Genomic DNA, 19839 nt, shown 5'->3' with positions numbered 1-19839 from the left:
CGGGATCCACCCTCTGCCCCGATCCTGCGACCGCGATTGACATAGTGTCAATGACAGGGCGTCAATGGGTGCCGCACACCGTCACATGACCGCTGCCGAATACAACAGCATTTATGATGGGAGCTTGCCTGTGCCCGCGTACCCGAACCCTTGGAGTGCCACGTGAGCTTGATCGTGCAGAAGTTCGGCGGATCATCCGTCGCCGACGCCGAAAGCATCAAACGCGTGGCCAAACGCATCGTCGACACCCGCAAAGCGGGCAACGAGGTCGTCGTCGCCGTCTCCGCGATGGGAGACTCCACCGACGAGTTGCTCGACCTTGCGCACCAGGTCACCCCGATCCCCGCGCCGCGCGAGCTCGACATGCTCCTCACCGCGGGCGAGCGCATCTCGATGGCGCTGCTCGCCATGGCGATCAAGAGCATGGGCTACGACGCCCGCTCCTTCACCGGCAGTCAGGCCGGCATGATCACGGATGGCCAACACGGCGCCGCCCGCATCGTCGACGTGACTCCCGGGCGCATCCGCGATGCCCTCGACGACGGTGCCGTGGCGATTGTCGCCGGCTTCCAGGGCTTCAATCGCGACACCAAAGACATCACCACGCTCGGTCGCGGCGGTTCTGACACGACCGCCGTCGCGCTGGCCGCCGCGCTCAGCGCCGATATCTGCGAGATCTACACGGATGTCGACGGCGTCTTCACCGCCGACCCGCGCGTCGTTCCCCGGGCCCACAAACTCGACCGCATCTCCAGCGAGGAAATGCTCGAGCTCGCCGCCGCTGGTGCGAAGGTCCTCTATATTCGGGCGGTGGAATATGCGCGTCGGCACGGTGTGACGCTGCATGTGCGGTCCTCGTTCAACAACAACGTGGGAACCATTGTCTACAACCCCGACACCACGAGCCCGCATGTCGCAATCCCGAATTCGTCGGCCACCGAGCGCACACATCCCAATAACGCATCCGCGAATGGAGAGACAGTGGAAGAGCCAATCATCGCCGGGGTCGCCGCCGACCTGAGCGAAGCCAAGGTCACGGTCGTCGGCGTTCCCGACATTCCGGGCAAAGCCGCGCAGATCTTCAAAATCGTCGCGAAGACCAACGCGAACGTCGACATGATCGTGCAGAACGTCTCGGCTGCGTCCACGGGACTGACCGACATTTCCTTCACCCTGCCCAAATCGGAGGGCCAGCAGGTGCTGACCGCGCTGAGCAACGAGCAGACCAACGTCGGGTTCGCCGGTCTGCAGTATGACGACCAGATCGGCAAGCTCGCGCTCGTCGGCGCCGGCATGCGCACCAACACGGGCGTGTCCGCGAAGCTGTTCGAGGCGCTGTTCGAGGCCGGGATCAACATTGAAATGATCTCGACCAGCGAGATCCGCATCTCCGTGGTCACCCGCGCCGACACCATCAACCAGGCGCTGCGGGTCGTGCACACCGCATTCGGCCTGGACTCCACCAACGACGCCGTCGTGCACGGCGGCACCGGCCGCTAGCCGGCATCCGTCGGCCCAACCGGGCTCGGCCGGACGCCAGCCGGGCTCGGCCCCACCCCGCCTCACCCCGACTCACCCCACCCCGACTCACCCCACCCCGACCCCGTTCAACCGGTTTCCCTGGGGCTAACTCAGGAGAACCAGAGGCCACAGGCGCGATCCGGCTGGAATTCGGGCCAAGTCGCGAGAATCTCCTGAGTTAGCCACAAATGCAAGTGCAGATGCAGATGCAGATGCAGATGCAAGTGCAAGTGCACGAGCAAGTGCACGAACGAGAGCGAGACCACCAGCACCAGCAGCCACGGCATCCAGCGGAGGAAACACAGTGAACAGCACCGCAGCAACCAGCACCGCAGCAACCAGCACCACAGGAATCCAGATCGGCGTCGTCGGGGCCACCGGCCAGGTCGGAGCCGTCGTGCGCAGCCTGCTCGAGGAACGGGACTTCCCGGTCGGAGGCATCCGTTTCTTCGCGTCGTCCCGGTCCGCCGGCTCCGTGCTGCACTTCAAGGGCGAGAAGATCGTCGTCGAAGACGCCGCCACCGCCGACCCCAGCGGACTCGACGTGGCCATCTTCTCCGCCGGCGCGACACTCTCGAAAATTCAGGCTCCCCGGTTCGCCGCGGCCGGCGTCACCGTGATCGATAACTCCTCCGGGTGGCGGATGGACCCCGACGTGCCGCTGGTCGTCAGCGAGGTCAACCCCGAGGCCATCAAACTCGCCACCAAGGGCATCATCGCGAACCCGAACTGCACCACCATGGCGGCCATGCCCGTGCTCAAGGTGCTGCACGACGAGGCCGGCCTCGAACGCCTCATCGTCAGCACCTACCAGGCGGTCTCCGGCAGCGGCCTGGCCGGCGCCCGCGAGCTCGCCAGCCAGGTGCGGGCCGCCGCCCTGAGCGACAACCTGCTCCAGCTGGTCCACGACGGGTCCGCTGTGCCCATGCCGGCACCCATCGTCTACGCCCGCCCGATCGCGTTCGACGTGATCCCGCTGGCCGGTTCCATCGTCGACGACGGCGAATTCGAGACCGACGAGGAGAAGAAACTCCGCAACGAGAGCCGCAAGATCCTCGAGCTGCCCGATCTGCTCGTTTCCGGCACCTGCGTGCGCGTGCCCGTCTTCACCGGCCACGCCCTCTCGATCAACGCCGAGTTCGCCAACCCGTTGACCGTCGCCCGCGCCCTCGAACTGCTCGCCACCGCCCCCGGCGTGGTCGTGACGGATGTCCCCACACCCCTCGAAGCGGCCGGCCAGGACCCGAGCTTCGTCGGCCGCGTGCGTCAGGACCGCGGCGTGCCGAACGGGCGTGGATTGGCCCTGTTCATCACCAGCGACAACCTTCGTAAAGGTGCGGCACTCAACGCCGTGCAGATCGCGGAACTCGTCGCCGCGGACCTACTCGTTCGCTGACCTCAGCGTGGTGGTGTATAACCGGGCGCTCACTCCGCTAGTGTCAGACTTCGTGGGCGGGAATCGGAACTCAAGGGGCGTTAAACGCCTGGCTTTCCTTGCGTTCGCCGGCATCGGCCTCGCGCTCATCGCCACGTCGTTCGTGCTGCTCCTTGATGACCCCTCAGACAGCTGGCTGATCGCCGGGGTCGGTGTGGTCTGCGCGGCCGCCCTCGAGCTCACCTGGGTGCGCGTGGGCGCCGTGGCGCACCGCAGCCCGATGATCAGCCTCCCCGTTCTGGCGCTGCCGGCGCTGGCCCCTACCCTCTCCCTGCCGGTCTCGGCCGGGCTGATCGCGCTCGGCGTTCTGCTGGCCATCCTGATCGAGTCCGGGCGGGCATCGGTCGCGCTCTACAGCGCCGGCCTGCAGGGTGCCGGCGCCCTCGCCGCCATCGGCCTGTTCACCTGGTTCGGCGCGGGCGGACTGCCGATTCTGGTGGGCGTGGCCGCGGCATCCGTGGGCTATGTCTTCTTCATCATCGCGACCGAGGTGCTGCGCAGGCGCTTCGTCGCCGGCCCGCTCGGTCGGCGCAGCGGCGGGCGACCCCTGTCGCCGTTCCGGGTTCTGCTGGTGCTGGTCGGAACCGTCTTGGTCACGGTGACGGCCGCGCACTGGAGTGTCGTCGGGCTGCCGTTTCTGGTGGAGGTCACCAACACGCTCGATGCCGTCATCGTGCTGTTCGCCCTGATGATCGTCGCCTCCGTGGTCAAGGTCTCCACGGTGATGGCGGTCATGCGCCACCGGCTGGCCGGCATGGTCGCCGCCACGAGCGCGCTTGCCGCCGACCCGGCCACCGGGCCCTCCGGGCGGGTCACCCCAACGAGCCCAGCCACCACAGGCATCGGCGCCACGAGCGGTACCGCCATCACGAGCGCCGCCGACAACACCTACCCCGCCGCGAGTGCCGCCGACGCCACCCCAGAGCCCGAGCCCGGCTCCCCGGCGGCCGTCACCGACCTGCTGCGCCGGGTGGTGGCGGATGCAATCGGTGCCGAATCCGTCATCGTGCGCAGCGAGCCCGCGCAGCCCGGCGAGATCAGCATGCTGCTGCCGCTGGCCGGCGCCATCGGGCCGGACCAGTACATCGTGGCCCGGCGCGACGCCATGGACGGCGCCTTCACCGGCAACGACCGCCGCGCTCTCCAAGCCCTGGCCACGACCGCCGAGATGGTCGTGCGGGCCCGCCGCAACATCGCCGGGCTCACCCTGCGCGCCAACACCGATCCGCTCACGAGCCTGCCCAACTACGGCGCGTTCCAAGAGGCCCTGGCGAACATCAACGACCACCGGGATTACTCCGAAGCCCTGGCCGTGCTGTTCATCGACCTCGACGAGTTCAAACGCCTGAACGACCGGTTCGGCCACCAGACCGGCGACGAGGTGCTGCGCGAGCTCGGGCGTCGGCTGAGCGCCGTGGTGCGCCCGAATGACGTGGTCGCCCGGGTCGGCGGCGACGAGTTCGTGATCATCCTCACTCACCTGGCGTCGCTGGCCGAGGCGAAGTCCATCGCCGAGCGCATCCTGGTGGTCTCCGGGGAGCCGATGCTCATCGGCCAGACGACCCACAGCCCGATTATCAGCGTGGGCCTGGCCTACTCGGCGCACCGCGAAACCGACGTCAACCAGCTGGTCCAGGATGCCGACCGGTCGATGCTCGCGATCAAGAAGTCACGGCGGCGCGGCGGCCCGTCGAAGGAGAGCAGCCTCAACATCTCGAGCCACCGCTCCTCGCAGATGAACGACATCATCGCCCACGCCATCGACGAGGACCTGCTCGAGCTGGCCTTCCAGCCCATCGTCAGCCTCGTCACCGGGCAGATCTGGGCGTTCGAAGCCCTCGTGCGCTACACCGACCCGGACCTCGGCCCGCTATCGCCGCCGTCGATCGTCGAGAAGGCGAAGGGCCTCGGCCGGCTCGACGCGATGACCCGCCAGGTGGCCGTGAAGGCCATGGCCGCCGCGGCGGACTTCCGGCTGATCGAGCCGCGCGTGGTGTGCATGACCATCAACGTTGAGGCCGGGCAGATCCTGCCCGAGCGTGTGGGCAACTACATCGAGGAGCTCGCGGACCGCTACCCCGGCATCTCTCTCTGCCTCGAGCTCAACGAGCGGTCGATGACCAAGGTCACCCCCGCGATCCGTGCCCAGGCCGACCGCCTGCGCGACCTCGGCATGATGATCGCGCTCGACGACTACGGTTCCCAGGATTCGTCGGTCGACGCCCTGGTACGGATGCCCATGGACATCCTCAAAATCGACCGCAGCCTGGTCGACGACCTCGACGACATCCGCCAGCGGGAGGTGCTCACCGCCCTGCAGGGTTTCGGTGACAACCTCGAGTACTCGATGATTGTCGAGGGTGTGGAGAACGATGCGATGGCGAACCACCTGAGTGCGCTGGGCATCCGTAGCGCACAGGGGTTCCACTACGGCGTGCCGGAGAGCTTTGAGAAGACCCTGTCGCGGCTGGAGTTGTACGGCGCCCGTGCGGTCGTGCCGAGGCTCGGCATTACGCTTGTTTCATGAGCACAGAACCGGTTCCGTTCGAGGTGGAGACGATCGTTTTCGACCTCGAACCCGAGCGTCGGGCGGTGATCTACCCGGTGCTCGACGTCGTGCGCGATGCCATGCCCGCGGGGTATCGGCTCGGCGTCTACGGCGGCATGCTCGGCTGGGCGGTTCCGCTGGAACTGTTGGCGAACACCGACGACAAACAGCCGCTCGTCTACGTGAGCCTGGCCGCGCAGAAGCACTACAACTCGCTCTACCTGATGGGCCTCTGCAGCTTTCCCGAGAAGGATGCCGCGTTCCGCTCCCAATGGGACGCCACCGGACGCACGCTGAACATGGGCAACAGCTGCGTGCGGTTCAAGACGCTGGCCGACCTCGATCTCGACCTGATCGTGCGCGAGGTCGCGAGCGTGTCCGTCGACGACTTCATCGCCAACTACGAGCTCCTGAAAAGTCGCGGCTGAGCCGCTTTTGGTGGCAACTGAGTCGCTTATCGGTCGCGACTGGACCGGTTTTGAGCCGCGATTGGGTCGCTTTTGAGCTCGTTGCCGAGCTAACCGTGACCTGACGCGTCTGCGTCCCGGCGGGAGGCATCCGTTGCCACCGATATGGTGGAAGAGTGAATCCAATGGCGAAGATTGATGTCGTTCTTATTGGTGGCGGCATCATGAGCGCCACCCTCGGTACCTTGATCAAGCAGTTGCAGCCCGACTGGAGCATCGAGGTTTACGAGCGATTGGGGGAAGTCGCTCAGGAAAGCTCCAACCCGTGGAACAACGCGGGCACCGGCCATGCGGCTCTGTGCGAGCTGAACTACATGCCCGAATCGAAGGACGGCTCGGTGACCGCGGCCAAGGCCGTGGCGATCAACGAGCAGTTCCAGATCAGCCGCCAGCTGTGGGCACACCTGGTCGAGACGGGCGTGCTGCCCGAGCCCACCAACTTCATCAACTCCACCCCGCACATGACTTTCGTGCACGGCGAGAGCAGCGTCGAATACCTGCGCAAGCGGTTCGCGGTACTCCAGGGCGAGCCCCTCTTTGCGGGCATGGAGTACAGCGAGGATCCGGCCGTGATCGGCACCTGGACCCCGCTCCTCACCCAGAAGCGCCCGAAGAACCAGAAGATCGCGGCGACGCGCATCGTGTCCGGCACCGACGTGGACTTCGGCGCCCTCACCCGCTACCTTTTCGCCAACCTCACCGCCGAGGGCGTGGGCGTGCACACGAACCAGCAGGTCACCGGTGTGAAACAGCTCACGGATGGCTCATGGAAGCTCAACCTGCGCCGCCTGGTCGGCAACCACCCGAGCGTCGTCAACGCCCGGTTCGTCTTCGTCGGTGCGGGCGGCGGCGCCCTGGCGCTGCTGCAGCAGAGCGGCATCCCCGAGATCAAGGGTTTCGGCGGGTTCCCGATCAGCGGGCAGTTCCTACGCACCACGAACCAGAAGCTCGTCGCCCAGCACCACGCCAAGGTCTACGGCAAGGCGGCGAAGGGTGCTCCGCCCATGTCGGTGCCGCACCTCGATACCCGCGTCGTCGATGGAGAGACCTCGCTTCTGTTCGGACCATACGCCGGCTTCACCCCCAAGTTCCTCAAGTCGAGCAGCTGGCTCGACCTGCCGTTCTCGATCCGGGTGCACAACATCGGGCCGATGCTGGCTGTGGCGGCGCACAACTTCGGCCTGATGAAGTACCTGATCGGCGAGGTGTTCGCCTCAAAGAAGACGAAGCTCAAGGCGCTGCAGGAGTTCATCCCGACCGCGAAGCTCGCCGACTGGGAACTCATCACCGCCGGACAGCGCGTGCAGGTCATGAAGAAGGATCCGGAGCAGGGCGGCGTGCTGCAGTTCGGCACCGAGGTCATCACCTCGGCCGACGGCACCATCGCCGGGCTGCTCGGCGCCTCCCCGGGAGCCTCGACCGCGGCCCCGATCATGGTTGACCTGATCAAGCGCTGCTTCCCCGAGGAGTACCCGGCCTGGGAACTCAAGCTGCGCGAGATGATCCCAAGCCTCGGCACGAAGCTCTCCGACGACCCGGCCGTTGCCGCCGCGTCGCTCGCCGCGACCGCGGCCGTGCTGAACCTGACCGCGTAGGAGGTTGCCCGGGGGTGGGGTTGCCCGGGCCCCACGGGCTGGGGGGTGCCTGTTCTCTGCCCGTGCCCGCGCGCTGGGGGTGTCTGTTCTGCCCGTAACTGCGGAGTTTTTCGCAACATGCCGTCCTGGCAGGTGGGGTGACCCGGTCTTTTCGGACGGGGTCCTCGGTTTCATTTTAGGCGGCGAGTGTGAGTTTGATGAGGCGTTCGGTGGGTGTTGAGTAGCCGAGAGTTTGGTGCAGGCGAACGTTGTTGAAGTGGTGAACGTAGTTGATGACTTCGGTGCGGGCCTTGCGCCTTGTCGTGAAGGTTTGCCAGTTGAGGCTTTCGCTCTTGAGTTTGGAGAAGAACGTTTCGGCGGCGGCGTTGTCCCAACACTGCATCTTCGCGCCCATGGAGCGGATGATGCCGTGTCGGCCGCAGTACTTCGTGAACCGTTTCGACCGGTATTGGACTCCGTGGTCTGAGTGGAAAACTGCTCCTGGTTTGACGTGGCCGGTCTCGAGGGCCATTTTCATGGCCCGGGTGATGAGTTGGGTGGTCATGCGGGCCCCGGTCGCGTGGCTGAGCACGGAGCGGGAGGCTAGGTCGATGACGGTGGCGAGATAGAGCCAGCCTTCCTGGGTGTGGATGTAGGTGATATCACCGACGAGGATCGTGCCGACGCTCAGCGAGGTGAAGTCCCGCAGGAGCAGATCGACCGGGTCGGCCAGTCGGGAGGCCCGCTGGTAGCGGATCGTGAAGGCGCGTTCTGCAGCTGGGGAGATTAATCCGAGATCGTGCATGATTCCGGCGATGGTTTTGCGGTTCACCGGGACCCGGGCCCGGTTCAGAGCCGCGGTGACTTTGCGGTATCCGGCCGCGCCCTTGGACTCGGCGAACGCGATCATCACCTGCGCGGTGAGGTCTTCATGCCGCCTCTGCGAGGGCGCGGTGACGTGGTGCGACCAGTCGGAGAACCCTGATGTTGATACTCCGAGCCGGCGGCAGAGGTAGGCGATGGGGAAGTCGGCCTTCATCCGGGATGATCATTTCGAACCGTGGTCGTTTTGATCGAGTTCAAGGAAGAAGGCCTTCGCTTTTTTCTCGAAGTCGAGATCCCTCCGCAGCAGGGCGTTTTCCTTCTCCAGGTCCCGGATCCGTTTCCGGGCTTGCGGCGTGAGCTCACCAGCAGGATCGATGGTCTTCAGCCTCGCGGCGTTGACCCAAGTCCACAGAGTCCGGTGGTTGATCCCGAGCGCTGCGGCGACTTTCACGATCGATTTGTCGCCCTCCGCGACGCGGGCCACCGCGGCAGCCCGAAACTCCGGGCTGAAGTGTTTGTGTTTCTCGTGTTCCATTTGTCTATCCAATCCTGAATTCAGGAGGACTGTCCGGAAACACTGGGTCACCCCAAGGCGCGTCAACCGGCGTGTCGCGAATTTCTCCGAAGTTAGCTCACACTGCTGCCCCGAACGGATGCCGCGCCGCCGCATCCGTCACGCCCTGTCGCTGGCTCGCCCAAGAGCCTCGACACCCGGCCCGTGGTGGGGCTAACTCAGGAGATCTCGCCCGAGTCGCGGCCGAGTGTCGGCTACTTTGGCACTGCTTCGCGCCCGTGGTCGGGACGCCGGCTGGGATCTCCTGAGTTAGCCACATCCGATGCCGGTGACCGCGGTCGCTGCGCCCTGCTCCTGCTCCAGGAGGGCCGATATCGGTGCGGGGAAGTCCCTGCACCGGTGCCGCCGTATTTTTTTGCCTTCGCCGTGGCCCGTACCCGAGCCATGCTCTGCATAACTCCTGCAGATTCTCAGAAGCGGGTCAAAGCGGGTTAAAACGGGCCGGAATCAGCCTATTTTGGCCAAATTGCAGGAGATGTGCGTGCCCGGGGGTGGGAAGAGGCGGGGACTGGTGGCCAACTCAGGAGATCCCGGCGGGGTCGTGGCCGAGTCGCGGCGACTTCGGCACTGATCCGTGCCCGCGCCATGGCCAGCGGCTGGGATCTCCTGAGTTAGCCACAACCGGGCGCGGGGGGATGGCAGGGAAGGCATGGAGGGGCGCGGGGGATGGCAGGGTGGCTAGGGCCAGAGCCGCCAGAGCCGCCAGGGCCGCCAGCGCCACCCGACCGTAGGCGACGGATGCCCCGCCGCCCCGCGCGACCCCAGCCGAACGAATTCGACGAAGATCTTGCACGATGATTGCGCAAAAGCGCCCCGTGGCCACGTTATTGTGCACAATCTCCGTCGAATTCGATCTGGGCGAAGCGGATTACCCGGGGCAGCGCGGAAGCGCCCTCGCGGAATGAGAGAATCAACCGAACAGAGAGGGTTGCCATGACGCTTGGACTCCCGGACCACCTGGTCACGAGGGCCCTCAGCCATGCCCTCGCGCGGGCTGCACACTGGTTTGCGCTGACCTGCCTGGCCGCCTCCCTCGCCGCCATCATCCTCCTCAGTTTGTCCACAACCGCAGCCACAACCGCAGCCACAACCGCAGCCACAACCGCCACAACAACTGCGACAATCGCAGCCACAACCGCCACAACCGAAACCGCAGCCACAACCGCCACAACCGAAACCGCAGCCACAACCGCCACAACCGCAGCCACCACAGCCGCCGCAACGCTCGCCACCACACCCACCGAAACCCTCGCCACCATCGTCGCCCTCCTCCTCATGGCCGCCGTGCTGATCGCCCTCTCCCTGCGCCGCACCGTCGCCCTGACGATCGCCTACCTCGTCACCGGCACCGTCGCCACCTACCTCTACACGATTACCGTGCTCGGCATCCCCGCCCTGTTCCCGAGCTCGAACGTCTTCCTCGTCACCCTGCCGAAACTGGCCCTGGTCATGATCGGCGGCGCCGGAGTCTCCGCCCGCGCCGGCGTGCTCTGGAGCACCACCGCCTTCGTCCTGGCCGAAGCCGTCACGGTGTACGCCGCCACGCAAACCGAGGTGCCCTACGGCGCGGACGTCTTCACCATCTCGACCTATCTCTTCCTCGTCAGCGTGCTGCTGCTCACGGTCTTCGTGCGCCGCGAGTGGTCCGTTCAAATCGCCCTGCACCGGGCCATGCAGACCGACCAGACCCGCCTGCTGCGCCACGAGCTCGACCTGCGCACCCTCGCCCTGGGTCAGGACACCACCCTCCAGCAGCTCGTCGCCCTCGCCCGCGCGCATCCCGGGCCGGTCAGCGCCAACCTGGCCGGCAGCATCCGTGACACCCTGCAGACCCTGCGCGGCACCGACTGGCTCACCGACGCCGATGCGCTGAGCGTCGAACCGCACGGGGGCACGGATGCCTGGCTCACCAGCGCGGTCTACGCCGCCATCGAGCGCAGTCGCGATCGTGGCCTCGTGGTCGAAGTCACGGGAGACCGCGCCGCCCTCGGCCGCCTGAGCCCGGCCAGCGACCGCGAGCTGAGCCTGGCGGTGCAGCAGTGCCTCGTGAACGTGATCCTGCACTCCGGCATCGTCGCCGCCGAGGTCGTGATCGAGTCCGAGCCGAGCAGCATTTCACTGATGGTGATGGATGCCGGGCGCGGCTTCACGGAATCGGAGACCGGCGCCGACCGTCTCGGCCTGCGCCAGGCGGTGCGCCGCCGGATCGAACGCCTGGGTGGCTCGGTGAGCATCCTCACCCGGCCGGGCGCCGGCACCTCGGTGATGCTGAGCGTGCCCGTGGCGATCGAGGAACCCGGCGGGCACGCCGAGCCGACAAAACAGCCCGAACAAACAGAAACCCCAGACCCCGAGCGGGTGGCCCAGTGACACCCACGAACGCAACCTCGCCATCAGGCAGCGCCGCGGCCACGGCCGCAGCTGCAGCCGCACAGCAGAACCACACCCCCGTCCCCACGCCTCACACCAAACCGCACGCCTTCACCCAGCAGCGCCTCGACCCGCTCGGCGCCCTCGCGGTCTGGACGATCGTGCCCGGCATCGCCCTGGTCGTGTTCGGCTACGCGGTGGTGACCACGGTGCTGCAGGCCGACGAGATCCGGCATCCGTTCCTGGCCGTGCTCGCGCTCGTCGCCACCGCAGCGGCGTCCGCCGCGCTCGTGTCGGCCGTACGACCGTCGCGGTCCCCGGTGCGCCAGACGTCGCTGCTGCTGATCATCAGCCTCGGCCTGGCCGCCCACCTGCTTGACCAGGCCGCCCGCTGGGGCAGCAACTCCCTGGTGCAAGACGACTTCGGCCCGATCACCATCGGCTTCCTGCTCGTGGCCCTCGCCCCCTTCCGCCCGTGGCGTGAACTGGCGCTGACCGCGGTGCTCGCCTCCGTCATCGTGGCCGCGGTCACACTGCCGCAGGAACCGTTCCGCTCGCTGCGGGTGCCGTCGGGCGTCTTCGTGGTCGTCGCGGTCACCCAGGTGCTCGCACTCGGCCTCGCCGGCGCCGCGTATTCCCGCCGCATCGTGCGTCAACTGCTGGCCTGGCAAACGGATGCCCGCCGCGCCATCGCCCGGCGCACCGAAGAATCCCGCGGCAGCGTGGTGCGCCAGGTGGTCGAGCAGCAACTCGCCACCCTGCAGCCCGGTGTCTTCCCCCTCTTCGACGGCGTGCTCGAACGCGGCGTGGTGACCAAGGCCGACATCAATCGCGCGAACGAGCTCGCCGCCGGGGTTCGCCGGGCGATCGTGGCGCACATCGACGAGACCTGGCTCGATGCCGTCATCGCCCGCGAACGCACGGCGCTCCTCGAGCGTGGCAAGGATCCGCTGCTCGTCGTGGCCGACCCCGAGCACCGGGCGGCGCACTTCGGCACGCAGCAGCGCGCGGCCACCTCGGCCCTGATCAGCATGCTCTGCCTGGCCCCCGGCTTCGACCCGCGCAGCCTCGTGGTGCAGGCAGACACCGAGCCCGACTCCGAGCCCGACACCCAGGTCGATCCGCCGAGCGACCGCCAGCAGCGGCACTCCGGCATCGACACGTTCTCGATCCGGGTGGCGCTCGACCTCCCGCCGCGCCGGGTGCGCGCCCTGCTGCGCTCCTACACGGCGGTGCTGCGGGTGGTGTTCCCGTGGGTGCGGGTGAGCATCCGTCGCCCCGGCCTGACGCTGGAATTCGGCGACAAGCGCCCCCGCCCGGTTCCACCAGTACGCTGAGCTAGGCGCACGCAGCGCCACGACACGCAGCGCGGCATGACGCAGCGCAGCAGAGCGGCACGAGCGCGACCAGCCGAGGGGGCGACCACGCAATGGCGAAACTGTATTTCCGCTACGGAGCCATGAACAGCGGCAAGAGCACCTCGATGCTCCAGGCCGCCTACAACTATGAGGAACGCGGCCACCAGGTGCTGTTGGCCAAACCGTCGGTCGACACCAAGGGCGACCGGGGCATCCTCTCCCGGCTCGGCGTCACCCGGGCCGTGGACTACCTGCTCACCCCCGAGACGGATGCCTACGCCCTCTTCCACGAGCACCGCGCCCGGGTGCTCGCCGAGACCGGCCTCGACGTGAGCTCCCTGCTGGTGGACGAGGCGCAATTCCTCACCGAGCAGCAGGTGGACGATCTGCTGCGCATCGCGATCCTCGAGAACATTCCGGTGCTGGCCTACGGCATCCGCACCGATTTTCAGACGGTGGCCTTTCCGGGCAGTCGGCGCCTGCTCGAGGTGGCGCACAGCCTCGAAGAGCTGAAGACCATCTGCCGGTGTGGGCGCAAGGCCGTGTTCAACGGGCGCCAGATCGACGGGGTCTTCGTCTTCGACGGCGACCAGGTGGCCATCGACGGCGCCGAGGTAACCTACGAGTCGCTCTGCGGATCGTGCTACCTCGAGGAGAGCAATGGTGTGCTGAACAACCGCAGCCGGCCCGCGTCCACATGAACACCCGCGCCCGCATGAACTCCCGCGCTCGCAGGGCAAACAGAAACTCGGGTGAAAAGGGGCGCTCGAACGACTTCGGGATCGCGAGCGCCCCACCAACCCCCCGGTTGGTTTTCCCCATGCCTAAACGTAAGGGCCGCTTTCCGGACTGACCAGCCGTTACTTCTTGTGGCACCAGAACAGGGGTCACTCCGCACGTCGTTGAACCCTGCCCGAGACCCCGGCAGGCACCGCCCCGAGAATCCAAGGATCGCTGATGTCCCGCTTTCGCGTAGCCCTGATCGATGACCACGAGATCGTCGCCCGCGGATTCGCCGGCCTCTTCGCCACGATCCCCGAGATCGAGGTGGTGGCCACGGTCGCGACCGTGACCGAGCTGCTCGAGTCTGCCGTGCAGCAGACGCCCGTCGACCTGGTCATCCTGGATCTGCGGCTCTCCGACGGGTCCACCGCCACCGGCAACGTCGACCGGCTGCGCGGGGCGGGCGCGGCGGTGCTTGCGTTCACCGGTGGCGACGACGCCGCTCTGATGCGGGCCGCGGCGCGCAGCGGCGTGCTGGGTGTGGTGCGCAAGTCCGAGCCGACCGCGGTGCTGCTCGACGCCGTCACCCGGGCGGCGGCGGGGGAGACCGTGGTCTCCACCGAGTGGGCCGCGGCCCTCGACGGCGATCCCGACCTCTCCGACGCGGGCCTGAGCGTGCGCGAGTGCGAGGTGCTCTCGCTCTACGCTGCGGGCGCGAAGGCACCGCTGGTGGCCTCGCGGATGGGACTCTCCGAGGCCACGGTGATCGACTACATCCGTCGGGTGCGCTCGAAATATGAGCGGGTGGGCCGCCCGGCGAACACCAAGATCGACCTCTACAAGCGGGCACTGGAAGACGGCCTCCTGCCCATCCCCGGCCAGCCGTGACCGGGCCGCCCCGGACAAACCGGCCAAACCGGCCAGCCGTGACCAGGACGCCCCGGCCAACCCGGCCAATCCGGCCGCAGTCCTCGACCGAGCGCCTCGCCCGCCTGCTCTACGGCGCGCTTGGGCCCACCGCCCTCGTCTTCGGGCTGCTCTGCCTGGGCACCGTGCTCGAGCAGGCCTGGAAGCCGCAGCGGTCCTGGTCGGTGGCGGCGTGGCTGCTGATCTTCGGGCTGCCGATGCTGCTCGCCGTGCTCTCACGCCGGGTGCCGTTGCGCGTGCTGCGGGTGATCGCGCTCGCCGAGGGGGCCCTCTTCGTGCTGCTGCTGATGTTCTGGCTGACCGAACGGGCGGAGCCGCTGCCGGCGGGCGCGGACATCCCCTGGGCGATCACCCTCACCGGTGTGCCCGTGATGGCCGTGGCGGTGACCACCCGCGACCGCACGGCCTGGGCCTATCTGGTGCTTGTCTGCACGATGAGCGGGCTGCTGCGTGCGGCCACCTCGACTGACCCCTCCCCGGTGCTGGTCGGTGTGGAAGACGGCCTCTACTCGTTCCTGCTGCTGAGCATGCTCGTGGGACTGACCACCATGGCGCGCCGCAGCGCCGGCAAGGTCGACCAGGCGGCCACGATCGCCCGCGTGCAACTCGTCGATCGTGCCGACCGCCTCGCGCGCAAACGCGAGCGCCTCACCATCGACGCCCTGGTGCACGACAGCGTCATCTCGACCCTGCTGATGGCCGGACGCGGCGGCACCCCGGTGCCCGTGCTGAGCCGGCACGCGGCCGACACCCTGGTGCGGCTCGACGCTCTGCGCGCCCCGCTACCCGAGCCGAGCATGCCCGGCCCCCAGGTGACCCGGCGCCTCCAGCAGCTGGTGGCCGAGCTGGCACCGGATGCCCAGATCACCTCCAACCTGCCCGGCACCCTCACGGTGCCCGACCTCGCCGTGACCGCCCTGCTCGGCGCCGTCGGCGAGGCCCTCCGCAACTCGGTCGCCGCCGACGTGCGGGAGCCCGCGCGGAGCCCGGTGGCCCGCACCCTTACCGTGCGCAGCTACCAGGGCGGCATCCGGGTGGCCGTGAACGACGACGGCGTCGGCTTCGACCCGGCAAGGGTGCCGGCCGAGCGCCTGGGCATCGCGCAGAGCATCATCGGCCGCATGGAGCGCCTCTCCGGCGGTGCCGCCGCCGTGCGCTCCCGCCCCGGCGCCGGCACCGAGGTGGTGGTCTCCTGGACGCCCGCACCTGCAGCCCCCGCGCCGCCGGTCCCGTCCCTCTCGAGCGCACCCCCGACCCCGCCGCGACCCGCCACGCAGCTGAAGGGCGTGACCCGGCTGCCGAAGGTCCTGTCCACGTCCATCCTCATGGGATTCATCGCCGTGCACGCCGTTCTCGCCTTCGCCGACGGTGAACCCCTGTGGGGCCTGCCATACGAGATCCTCGGGTTCGTGGCGGTGTCTGCGGCGGCCGCCTGGCTCACCCTCGTCGTGCCTGACCCGGTGTCGCCTCGCAACGCCGTCATGGTGCTCGCGCTGTGCGGGCTGTCCGCCGTGGCCACGGCATTCCCGGTGCCGCCGGTCGGGTCGACCCCGTTCGCCCACTGGTACCTCGGCGCCATCACCATGCTGTTGGTCGTGCTGGCGGTGCGCGGCCGGCCCGGATTCGCCTGGTACGGCTACGGCATGATCATGGCCATCTCGATCGTCTGGGCGCTGCTGAACGGGCTGACGCTGCTCGACGGGGTGAATCTGGCCATCCGTCACGCCGGCACCCTGCTCGCCGGAACCCTGTTCGCCGTGGGTCTGAAGCGCTCCACCCAAACCCTGGCCGTGCTGAACCGGGAGCGGGCCCGCAGCGGCGCCGCGGCGGCCACGGCGGCGGCGGCCCTCGAGGAGCGCGAGACCCAGCTGACCCGGGTGAATACGCTGGCCCGCCCCACCCTGCAGCGCCTCGCGAATTTGCTGCAAGGCGCCGCCCTGCAGAACAACCCCCTGCAGATCGACGCGCTTCAGATTGAACCGACCCTGCGGGCGGAAAGCCTGCTCGTGGAGGCCACCCTGCGCGACGCCATCCGGGGGCGCTCGCTCTTCGTCGAGCCGGTGATCACCGCGGCCCGCGCCGCCCGCATCCGGGGTGTCGACGTGACCCTGCTCGACGACAGCGCCGACCGCCCGCCCCGGCAGCTGGCCGCCGCGGCTGCCATCGTGGCCGCCCAGCTCGACTCCCTCACCCACGGTCACCTGATCGCCCGTCTATTGCCCGCCGACCGCCCCACAATCGCCTCAATCGTGGTCGACGCCGGCGAGCCACGGATGCTCACGGTCACCCCCGACGGCCTCCTCCAGCCATCTTGAACGCCGGTGAAGGGCCGCTCCGGGCGGCTGTGTGAGTGGGAGCAGTGCGTTCTATGCCAAACTGGACCGGGGGTACCTTGTTCGTGCCTTGTCTGTAATTTAATGGGAGGCCGCCGCGTGGAACTTCGCGACTACATACGAATCCTGCGCAAAAGCTGGGTTCTCATCGTGCTCCTGACCCTCGTGGCCGTCGGTGCAGCCTCCACCTACTCCATCCTGCAGACGCCAAAGTACAGCGCCACGTCCAAAGTGTTTGTCTCCACTCAGGCAGGCGCCACGACGAATGATCTCGCGCAGGGCAGCAGCTTCACCGTGCAGCGGGTGAAGACCTACTCCGACCTCGTCTCTACGCCCCTCGTGCTCCTGCCACTGATCGACAGTCTGAGCCTCGACATCACCGCCGAAAAGCTTGCAAAGAAGATCACTGCGTCTGCGCCGCTCGACACGTCCATCATCGAGATCACCGTCATCGAGACCGATTCGGCGCGCGCTGCCCAAATCGCAAACGCAGCTGCAGATAGTCTCACTGCCGTCGTGCAGACCATTGAGACACCCGAGATCGCCGACGCGATCTCTCCGGTGAAACTGACTCGCGCACAGGAGGCCACGGTGCCCACGGTGCCGGTCAGTCCCAACGTGCCTCTGAACATTGCCCTGGGAGCCTTGGTGGGGCTGGCCATGGGCATCGGCCTGGCCGTGCTCCGCGAAACGCTTGACACCCGCATTCGCACCGAGCGCGACGTGGAATCGGTGACCGACGTCGCCATTCTTGGTGGCATCGTCTTCGACCCCAAGGCAGGGGAACGCCCCCTGATCGTGCATGTCGACCCGCGCAGTCCTCGCGCCGAGTCGTTCCGCACATTGCGCACCAACCTGCAGTTCCTCGACGTAGGTCGCACCGACCGCAGCTTCGTGGTTACCTCCTCCATCGAAAGTGAAGGCAAGAGCACCACCGGAGCGAACCTGGCCATTGCACTCGCTGACTCCGGCCTGAGCGTGCTGCTCGTCGACGCCGATCTGCGCCGTCCCAAGGTGCACGACTACATGGGCATCGACGGAACGGTCGGCCTGACCGACCTGCTTGTGGGCCGAGCCGAACTGAAGGACATCGTTCAGCCGTGGGGCAAGGGCAAATTGTTCGTGCTGCCGGCTGGCCACGTGCCACCGAACCCGAGTGAGCTGCTCGGCTCGGCCCGCATGGTGCATTTCATCGGTGAGTTCAACAGGACCTTCGACGTGGTCATTTTCGACGCCCCGCCGCTGCTTCCTGTCACAGATGCCGCCATCCTCGCCCAGAGCGTGGGTGGCGCGATCATCGTCGTTGCCTCCGGCCGCACCCACAAGAACCAGCTGAAGGCGGCCATCTCGGCTCTCGAAAACGTTGGTGCGCCCATCTCGGGCCTGGTGCTCACCATGCTGCCCACCAAGGGCCCCGATGCCTACGGCTACGGCCGCTACGGCTACGGCTACGGCTACGGTGCCGAAGAAGTGGTCGAACCCACCACCCGCAAGTCCCGCATACTTGCGAAGGCAGGGCGCTGACGATGGGCGATTATCCGGTGGTCGAGTCCCCGGTGGTCGAGCCTGCCGAATGCCCCGCGGACACCATGAACATCCTCATAGTCTGCACTGGCAACATCTGCCGCTCCCCCCTGGCCGAGAAGCTCCTCCAGTCCCGCCTTACCGCGGCCGGCATCCCCGCCATCGTCACCAGCGCCGGAACCCGCGCCATGGTCGATCACCCCATGACCGACGAAGCAGCATTCCTGGCCACCCAACACGGCGCAGAGCCCACCCCGCACGCCGCTCAGCAGCTCACCGCTGACCGCATCGCAGCCGCCGACCTCATCCTCACTGCCACCCGCGAGCACCGAGGCGAGGTCGTCTCCCTGCACCCCCGCGCCAACCGCTACGCTTACACCCTCAATCAGTTCGCCAGACTGGTAGCCGATTTCCCGGCGGTCGAGCCACCAGTGGTTGAGCCTGTCGACACCCCAACGATCACCAATTTCCTCGCCGAAATCAACGCCACAAAAGGCCTAGCCTTACCACCGGCACACCCAGGCGACGACGACATCGAAGACCCCTACCGCCGTTCCGCTGAGGTCTATGACCGCGTCGGTCACATCATCGACAACGCCGTCACCACCATCGCAACCGCTCTGGCCACCACAACTGGCAGGGGCTAGCGATGGCCAAGCCTCCCCGCTTCGTTCCACGTGACACCTCCCGTCGCCGAATGTCCGTGTATCTTGCCGTTGGCGCGTTCATAGCTGTTGACATCTTCCTCGTCGTCTTGGCGCTCGGGTCGCACCAAGTTGAAACAAAGGCAAGCGCCCCCCGAACCACGTCTACGATTGCCGCAGTGCCCCGCGCGAGCACTCCAACCGCCACACCTACTGTCATCCCGGCAGCTGAATTGATTCTCCCGTTGCCGCCCACCCGACTCCTAGGTGCTGTAGACGAGAACACGGCCTGGCGTGGCGTCACCGGTGACTGCCCGTCAACTCCGGCCTCTCCGGAACTCACGACCGACGGGGGGGCGACTTGGAAGACGACCGACGCCACAGGCCCGGCCAATGTCACCGCACTGCAGCGCCTCATGGTAACCAGTGCGAGTGTGATCGAAATGGTGGGTCTCACTGAGACTGATTGTGCTCCGGAGTTTGTCAAAACTTACGTCGGTGGAGACAACTACTCGTCCTATCCCGACAAAATCAACGGCGCCTGGTATGTCGACCCGGCCGATCGGGCAACCGTGCACAGCCCCGTCGGCGACGCCAAGGCACCCTGCGACGCCGTCGTCACGCTGGCCGTCCGCGACGATGAATCCGCCGCGGCGCTCTGCGCCGACGGACTAGTCTTCGCCACCGCGGACGCGGCTAGGACCTGGTCGGAGCCAAGCCGAGCACCGGGCGTAATGAACTTAGCGGCGGCTGAGGGCGGCTACCTGGCAGCTGCCGTCGGAACAGTCGAATGTGATGGGGTGCAACTCCTGATGCTCACCGCAGCATTGGCCCCCAGCCCGTTCGGCTGTTACCCGAGCACCGCCTCGCCCGCAAAGCTGTCGGGAAACGTTACCGTGTCGGAGACAGCAGACACAATGTGGCTCTGGGCTGGCGATTCACTCGCTCGTTCAGCAGACGGAGGCGCTACCTGGAAGTAGGCAGTATGTCACAACGAGGCGCCAGTGCGCATCAGG

General features: G+C 67.2%; 16 protein-coding genes. 13 read left to right on the top strand and 3 right to left on the bottom strand.

The window, feature by feature from the left end; all coding sequences use genetic code 11:
- The first annotated feature begins 162 nt into the window (after positions 1–162).
- Positions 163–1500 carry an aspartate kinase gene (locus E3O28_RS13295; protein ID WP_104099827.1) on the top strand — a complete coding sequence of 446 codons (1338 nt, stop codon included), beginning with the start codon at positions 163–165 and terminating at the stop codon, positions 1498–1500.
- Positions 1501–1631: 131 nt separating this feature from the next.
- On the opposite strand, the gene E3O28_RS16435 is transcribed toward E3O28_RS13295, so the two are convergent.
- The gene (locus E3O28_RS16435; protein ID WP_166784832.1) at positions 1632–1808 is read right to left on the bottom strand and encodes a hypothetical protein; all 177 of its coding nucleotides are present in this window, start codon (positions 1806–1808) and stop codon (positions 1632–1634) included.
- A gap of 17 nt (positions 1809–1825) precedes the next feature.
- Here E3O28_RS16435 and E3O28_RS13290 point away from each other — a divergent pair, with 17 nt between their 5' ends.
- The 4 genes from E3O28_RS13290 (at position 1826) to E3O28_RS13275 (ending at position 7566) form a co-directional block, all read left to right on the top strand.
- Positions 1826–2917, top strand: a complete 1092-nt coding sequence (locus E3O28_RS13290; protein WP_134416385.1) for an aspartate-semialdehyde dehydrogenase — start codon at positions 1826–1828, stop codon at positions 2915–2917.
- Positions 2918–2957: 40 nt separating this feature from the next.
- Positions 2958–5483 (top strand): EAL domain-containing protein, encoded by a 2526-nt coding sequence (locus tag E3O28_RS13285; RefSeq protein WP_134416383.1) that lies wholly within the window; start codon positions 2958–2960, stop codon positions 5481–5483.
- Positions 5480–5932, top strand: coding sequence for a DUF1801 domain-containing protein (locus E3O28_RS17045; protein WP_134342253.1), 453 nt, complete (start codon positions 5480–5482; stop codon positions 5930–5932). The genes E3O28_RS13285 and E3O28_RS17045 overlap by 4 nt, the downstream gene beginning before the upstream one ends.
- Positions 5933–6096: 164 nt before the next feature.
- A complete protein-coding gene (locus E3O28_RS13275; protein ID WP_134401277.1) occupies positions 6097–7566 on the top strand; it encodes a malate:quinone oxidoreductase in 1470 nt (489 codons plus the stop codon).
- Between the two features lie 175 nt (positions 7567–7741).
- Here the strand turns inward: E3O28_RS13275 and E3O28_RS13270 are convergent, their stop codons facing one another.
- Both E3O28_RS13270 and E3O28_RS13265 read right to left on the bottom strand, forming a co-directional pair.
- Positions 7742–8584, bottom strand: coding sequence for an IS3 family transposase (locus E3O28_RS13270; RefSeq protein WP_134416381.1), 843 nt, complete (start codon positions 8582–8584; stop codon positions 7742–7744).
- A 9-nt stretch (positions 8585–8593) separates the two neighbouring features.
- Positions 8594–8905, bottom strand: coding sequence for a transposase (locus tag E3O28_RS13265; RefSeq protein WP_166784831.1), 312 nt, complete (start codon positions 8903–8905; stop codon positions 8594–8596).
- 972 nt (positions 8906–9877) lie between these two features.
- Between E3O28_RS13265 and E3O28_RS13260 the strand changes: the two genes are divergently transcribed.
- The 8 genes from E3O28_RS13260 (at position 9878) to E3O28_RS13225 (ending at position 19803) form a co-directional block, all read left to right on the top strand.
- A complete protein-coding gene (locus tag E3O28_RS13260) occupies positions 9878–11314 on the top strand; it encodes a hypothetical protein (RefSeq protein ID WP_134416377.1) in 1437 nt (478 codons plus the stop codon).
- Positions 11311–12651, top strand: a complete 1341-nt coding sequence (locus E3O28_RS13255) for a hypothetical protein (protein ID WP_134416375.1) — start codon at positions 11311–11313, stop codon at positions 12649–12651. Before E3O28_RS13260 ends, E3O28_RS13255 begins: the two co-directional genes overlap by 4 nt.
- A gap of 92 nt (positions 12652–12743) precedes the next feature.
- The gene (locus tag E3O28_RS13250; protein ID WP_134372096.1) at positions 12744–13373 is read left to right on the top strand and encodes a thymidine kinase; all 630 of its coding nucleotides are present in this window, start codon (positions 12744–12746) and stop codon (positions 13371–13373) included.
- Between the two features lie 256 nt (positions 13374–13629).
- Complete coding sequence (locus tag E3O28_RS13245; RefSeq protein WP_104099815.1) at positions 13630–14283, top strand: response regulator transcription factor; 654 nt, start codon at positions 13630–13632, stop codon at positions 14281–14283.
- A 38-nt stretch (positions 14284–14321) separates the two neighbouring features.
- Positions 14322–16637 carry a hypothetical protein gene (locus E3O28_RS13240; RefSeq protein WP_134416373.1) on the top strand — a complete coding sequence of 772 codons (2316 nt, stop codon included), beginning with the start codon at positions 14322–14324 and terminating at the stop codon, positions 16635–16637.
- A 117-nt stretch (positions 16638–16754) separates the two neighbouring features.
- Positions 16755–18179 (top strand): polysaccharide biosynthesis tyrosine autokinase, encoded by a 1425-nt coding sequence (locus E3O28_RS13235; protein WP_134416371.1) that lies wholly within the window; start codon positions 16755–16757, stop codon positions 18177–18179.
- A 2-nt stretch (positions 18180–18181) separates the two neighbouring features.
- Positions 18182–18826, top strand: coding sequence for a low molecular weight phosphatase family protein (locus E3O28_RS13230; RefSeq protein ID WP_134416369.1), 645 nt, complete (start codon positions 18182–18184; stop codon positions 18824–18826).
- 50 nt (positions 18827–18876) lie between these two features.
- A complete protein-coding gene (locus E3O28_RS13225) occupies positions 18877–19803 on the top strand; it encodes a hypothetical protein (RefSeq protein ID WP_134416367.1) in 927 nt (308 codons plus the stop codon).
- Positions 19804–19839 lie beyond the last annotated feature (36 nt).

This window comes from Cryobacterium sp. TMT2-14 (assembly GCF_004402465.1).
Taxonomy (GTDB): Bacteria; Actinomycetota; Actinomycetes; order Actinomycetales; family Microbacteriaceae; genus Cryobacterium; species Cryobacterium sandaracinum.
This window is presented reverse-complemented; position numbering and strand designations above follow the sequence as displayed.

What these genes read in the sequence shown, in the direction of transcription:
- E3O28_RS16435 (WP_166784832.1), bottom strand. Translation starts at nt 1,808, where the DNA reads ATGCCGTGGCTGCTGGTGCTGGTGGTCTCGCTCTCGTTCGTGCACTTG.
- E3O28_RS17045 (WP_134342253.1), top strand. Translation starts at nt 5,480, where the DNA reads ATGAGCACAGAACCGGTTCCGTTCGAGGTGGAGACGATCGTTTTCGAC.
- E3O28_RS13275 (WP_134401277.1), top strand. Translation starts at nt 6,097, where the DNA reads ATGGCGAAGATTGATGTCGTTCTTATTGGTGGCGGCATCATGAGCGCC.
- E3O28_RS13270 (WP_134416381.1), bottom strand. Translation starts at nt 8,584, where the DNA reads ATGAAGGCCGACTTCCCCATCGCCTACCTCTGCCGCCGGCTCGGAGTA.
- E3O28_RS13265 (WP_166784831.1), bottom strand. Translation starts at nt 8,905, where the DNA reads ATGGAACACGAGAAACACAAACACTTCAGCCCGGAGTTTCGGGCTGCC.
- E3O28_RS13260 (WP_134416377.1), top strand. Translation starts at nt 9,878, where the DNA reads ATGACGCTTGGACTCCCGGACCACCTGGTCACGAGGGCCCTCAGCCAT.
- E3O28_RS13250 (WP_134372096.1), top strand. Translation starts at nt 12,744, where the DNA reads ATGGCGAAACTGTATTTCCGCTACGGAGCCATGAACAGCGGCAAGAGC.
- E3O28_RS13245 (WP_104099815.1), top strand. Translation starts at nt 13,630, where the DNA reads ATGTCCCGCTTTCGCGTAGCCCTGATCGATGACCACGAGATCGTCGCC.
- E3O28_RS13230 (WP_134416369.1), top strand. Translation starts at nt 18,182, where the DNA reads ATGGGCGATTATCCGGTGGTCGAGTCCCCGGTGGTCGAGCCTGCCGAA.
- E3O28_RS13225 (WP_134416367.1), top strand. Translation starts at nt 18,877, where the DNA reads ATGTCCGTGTATCTTGCCGTTGGCGCGTTCATAGCTGTTGACATCTTC.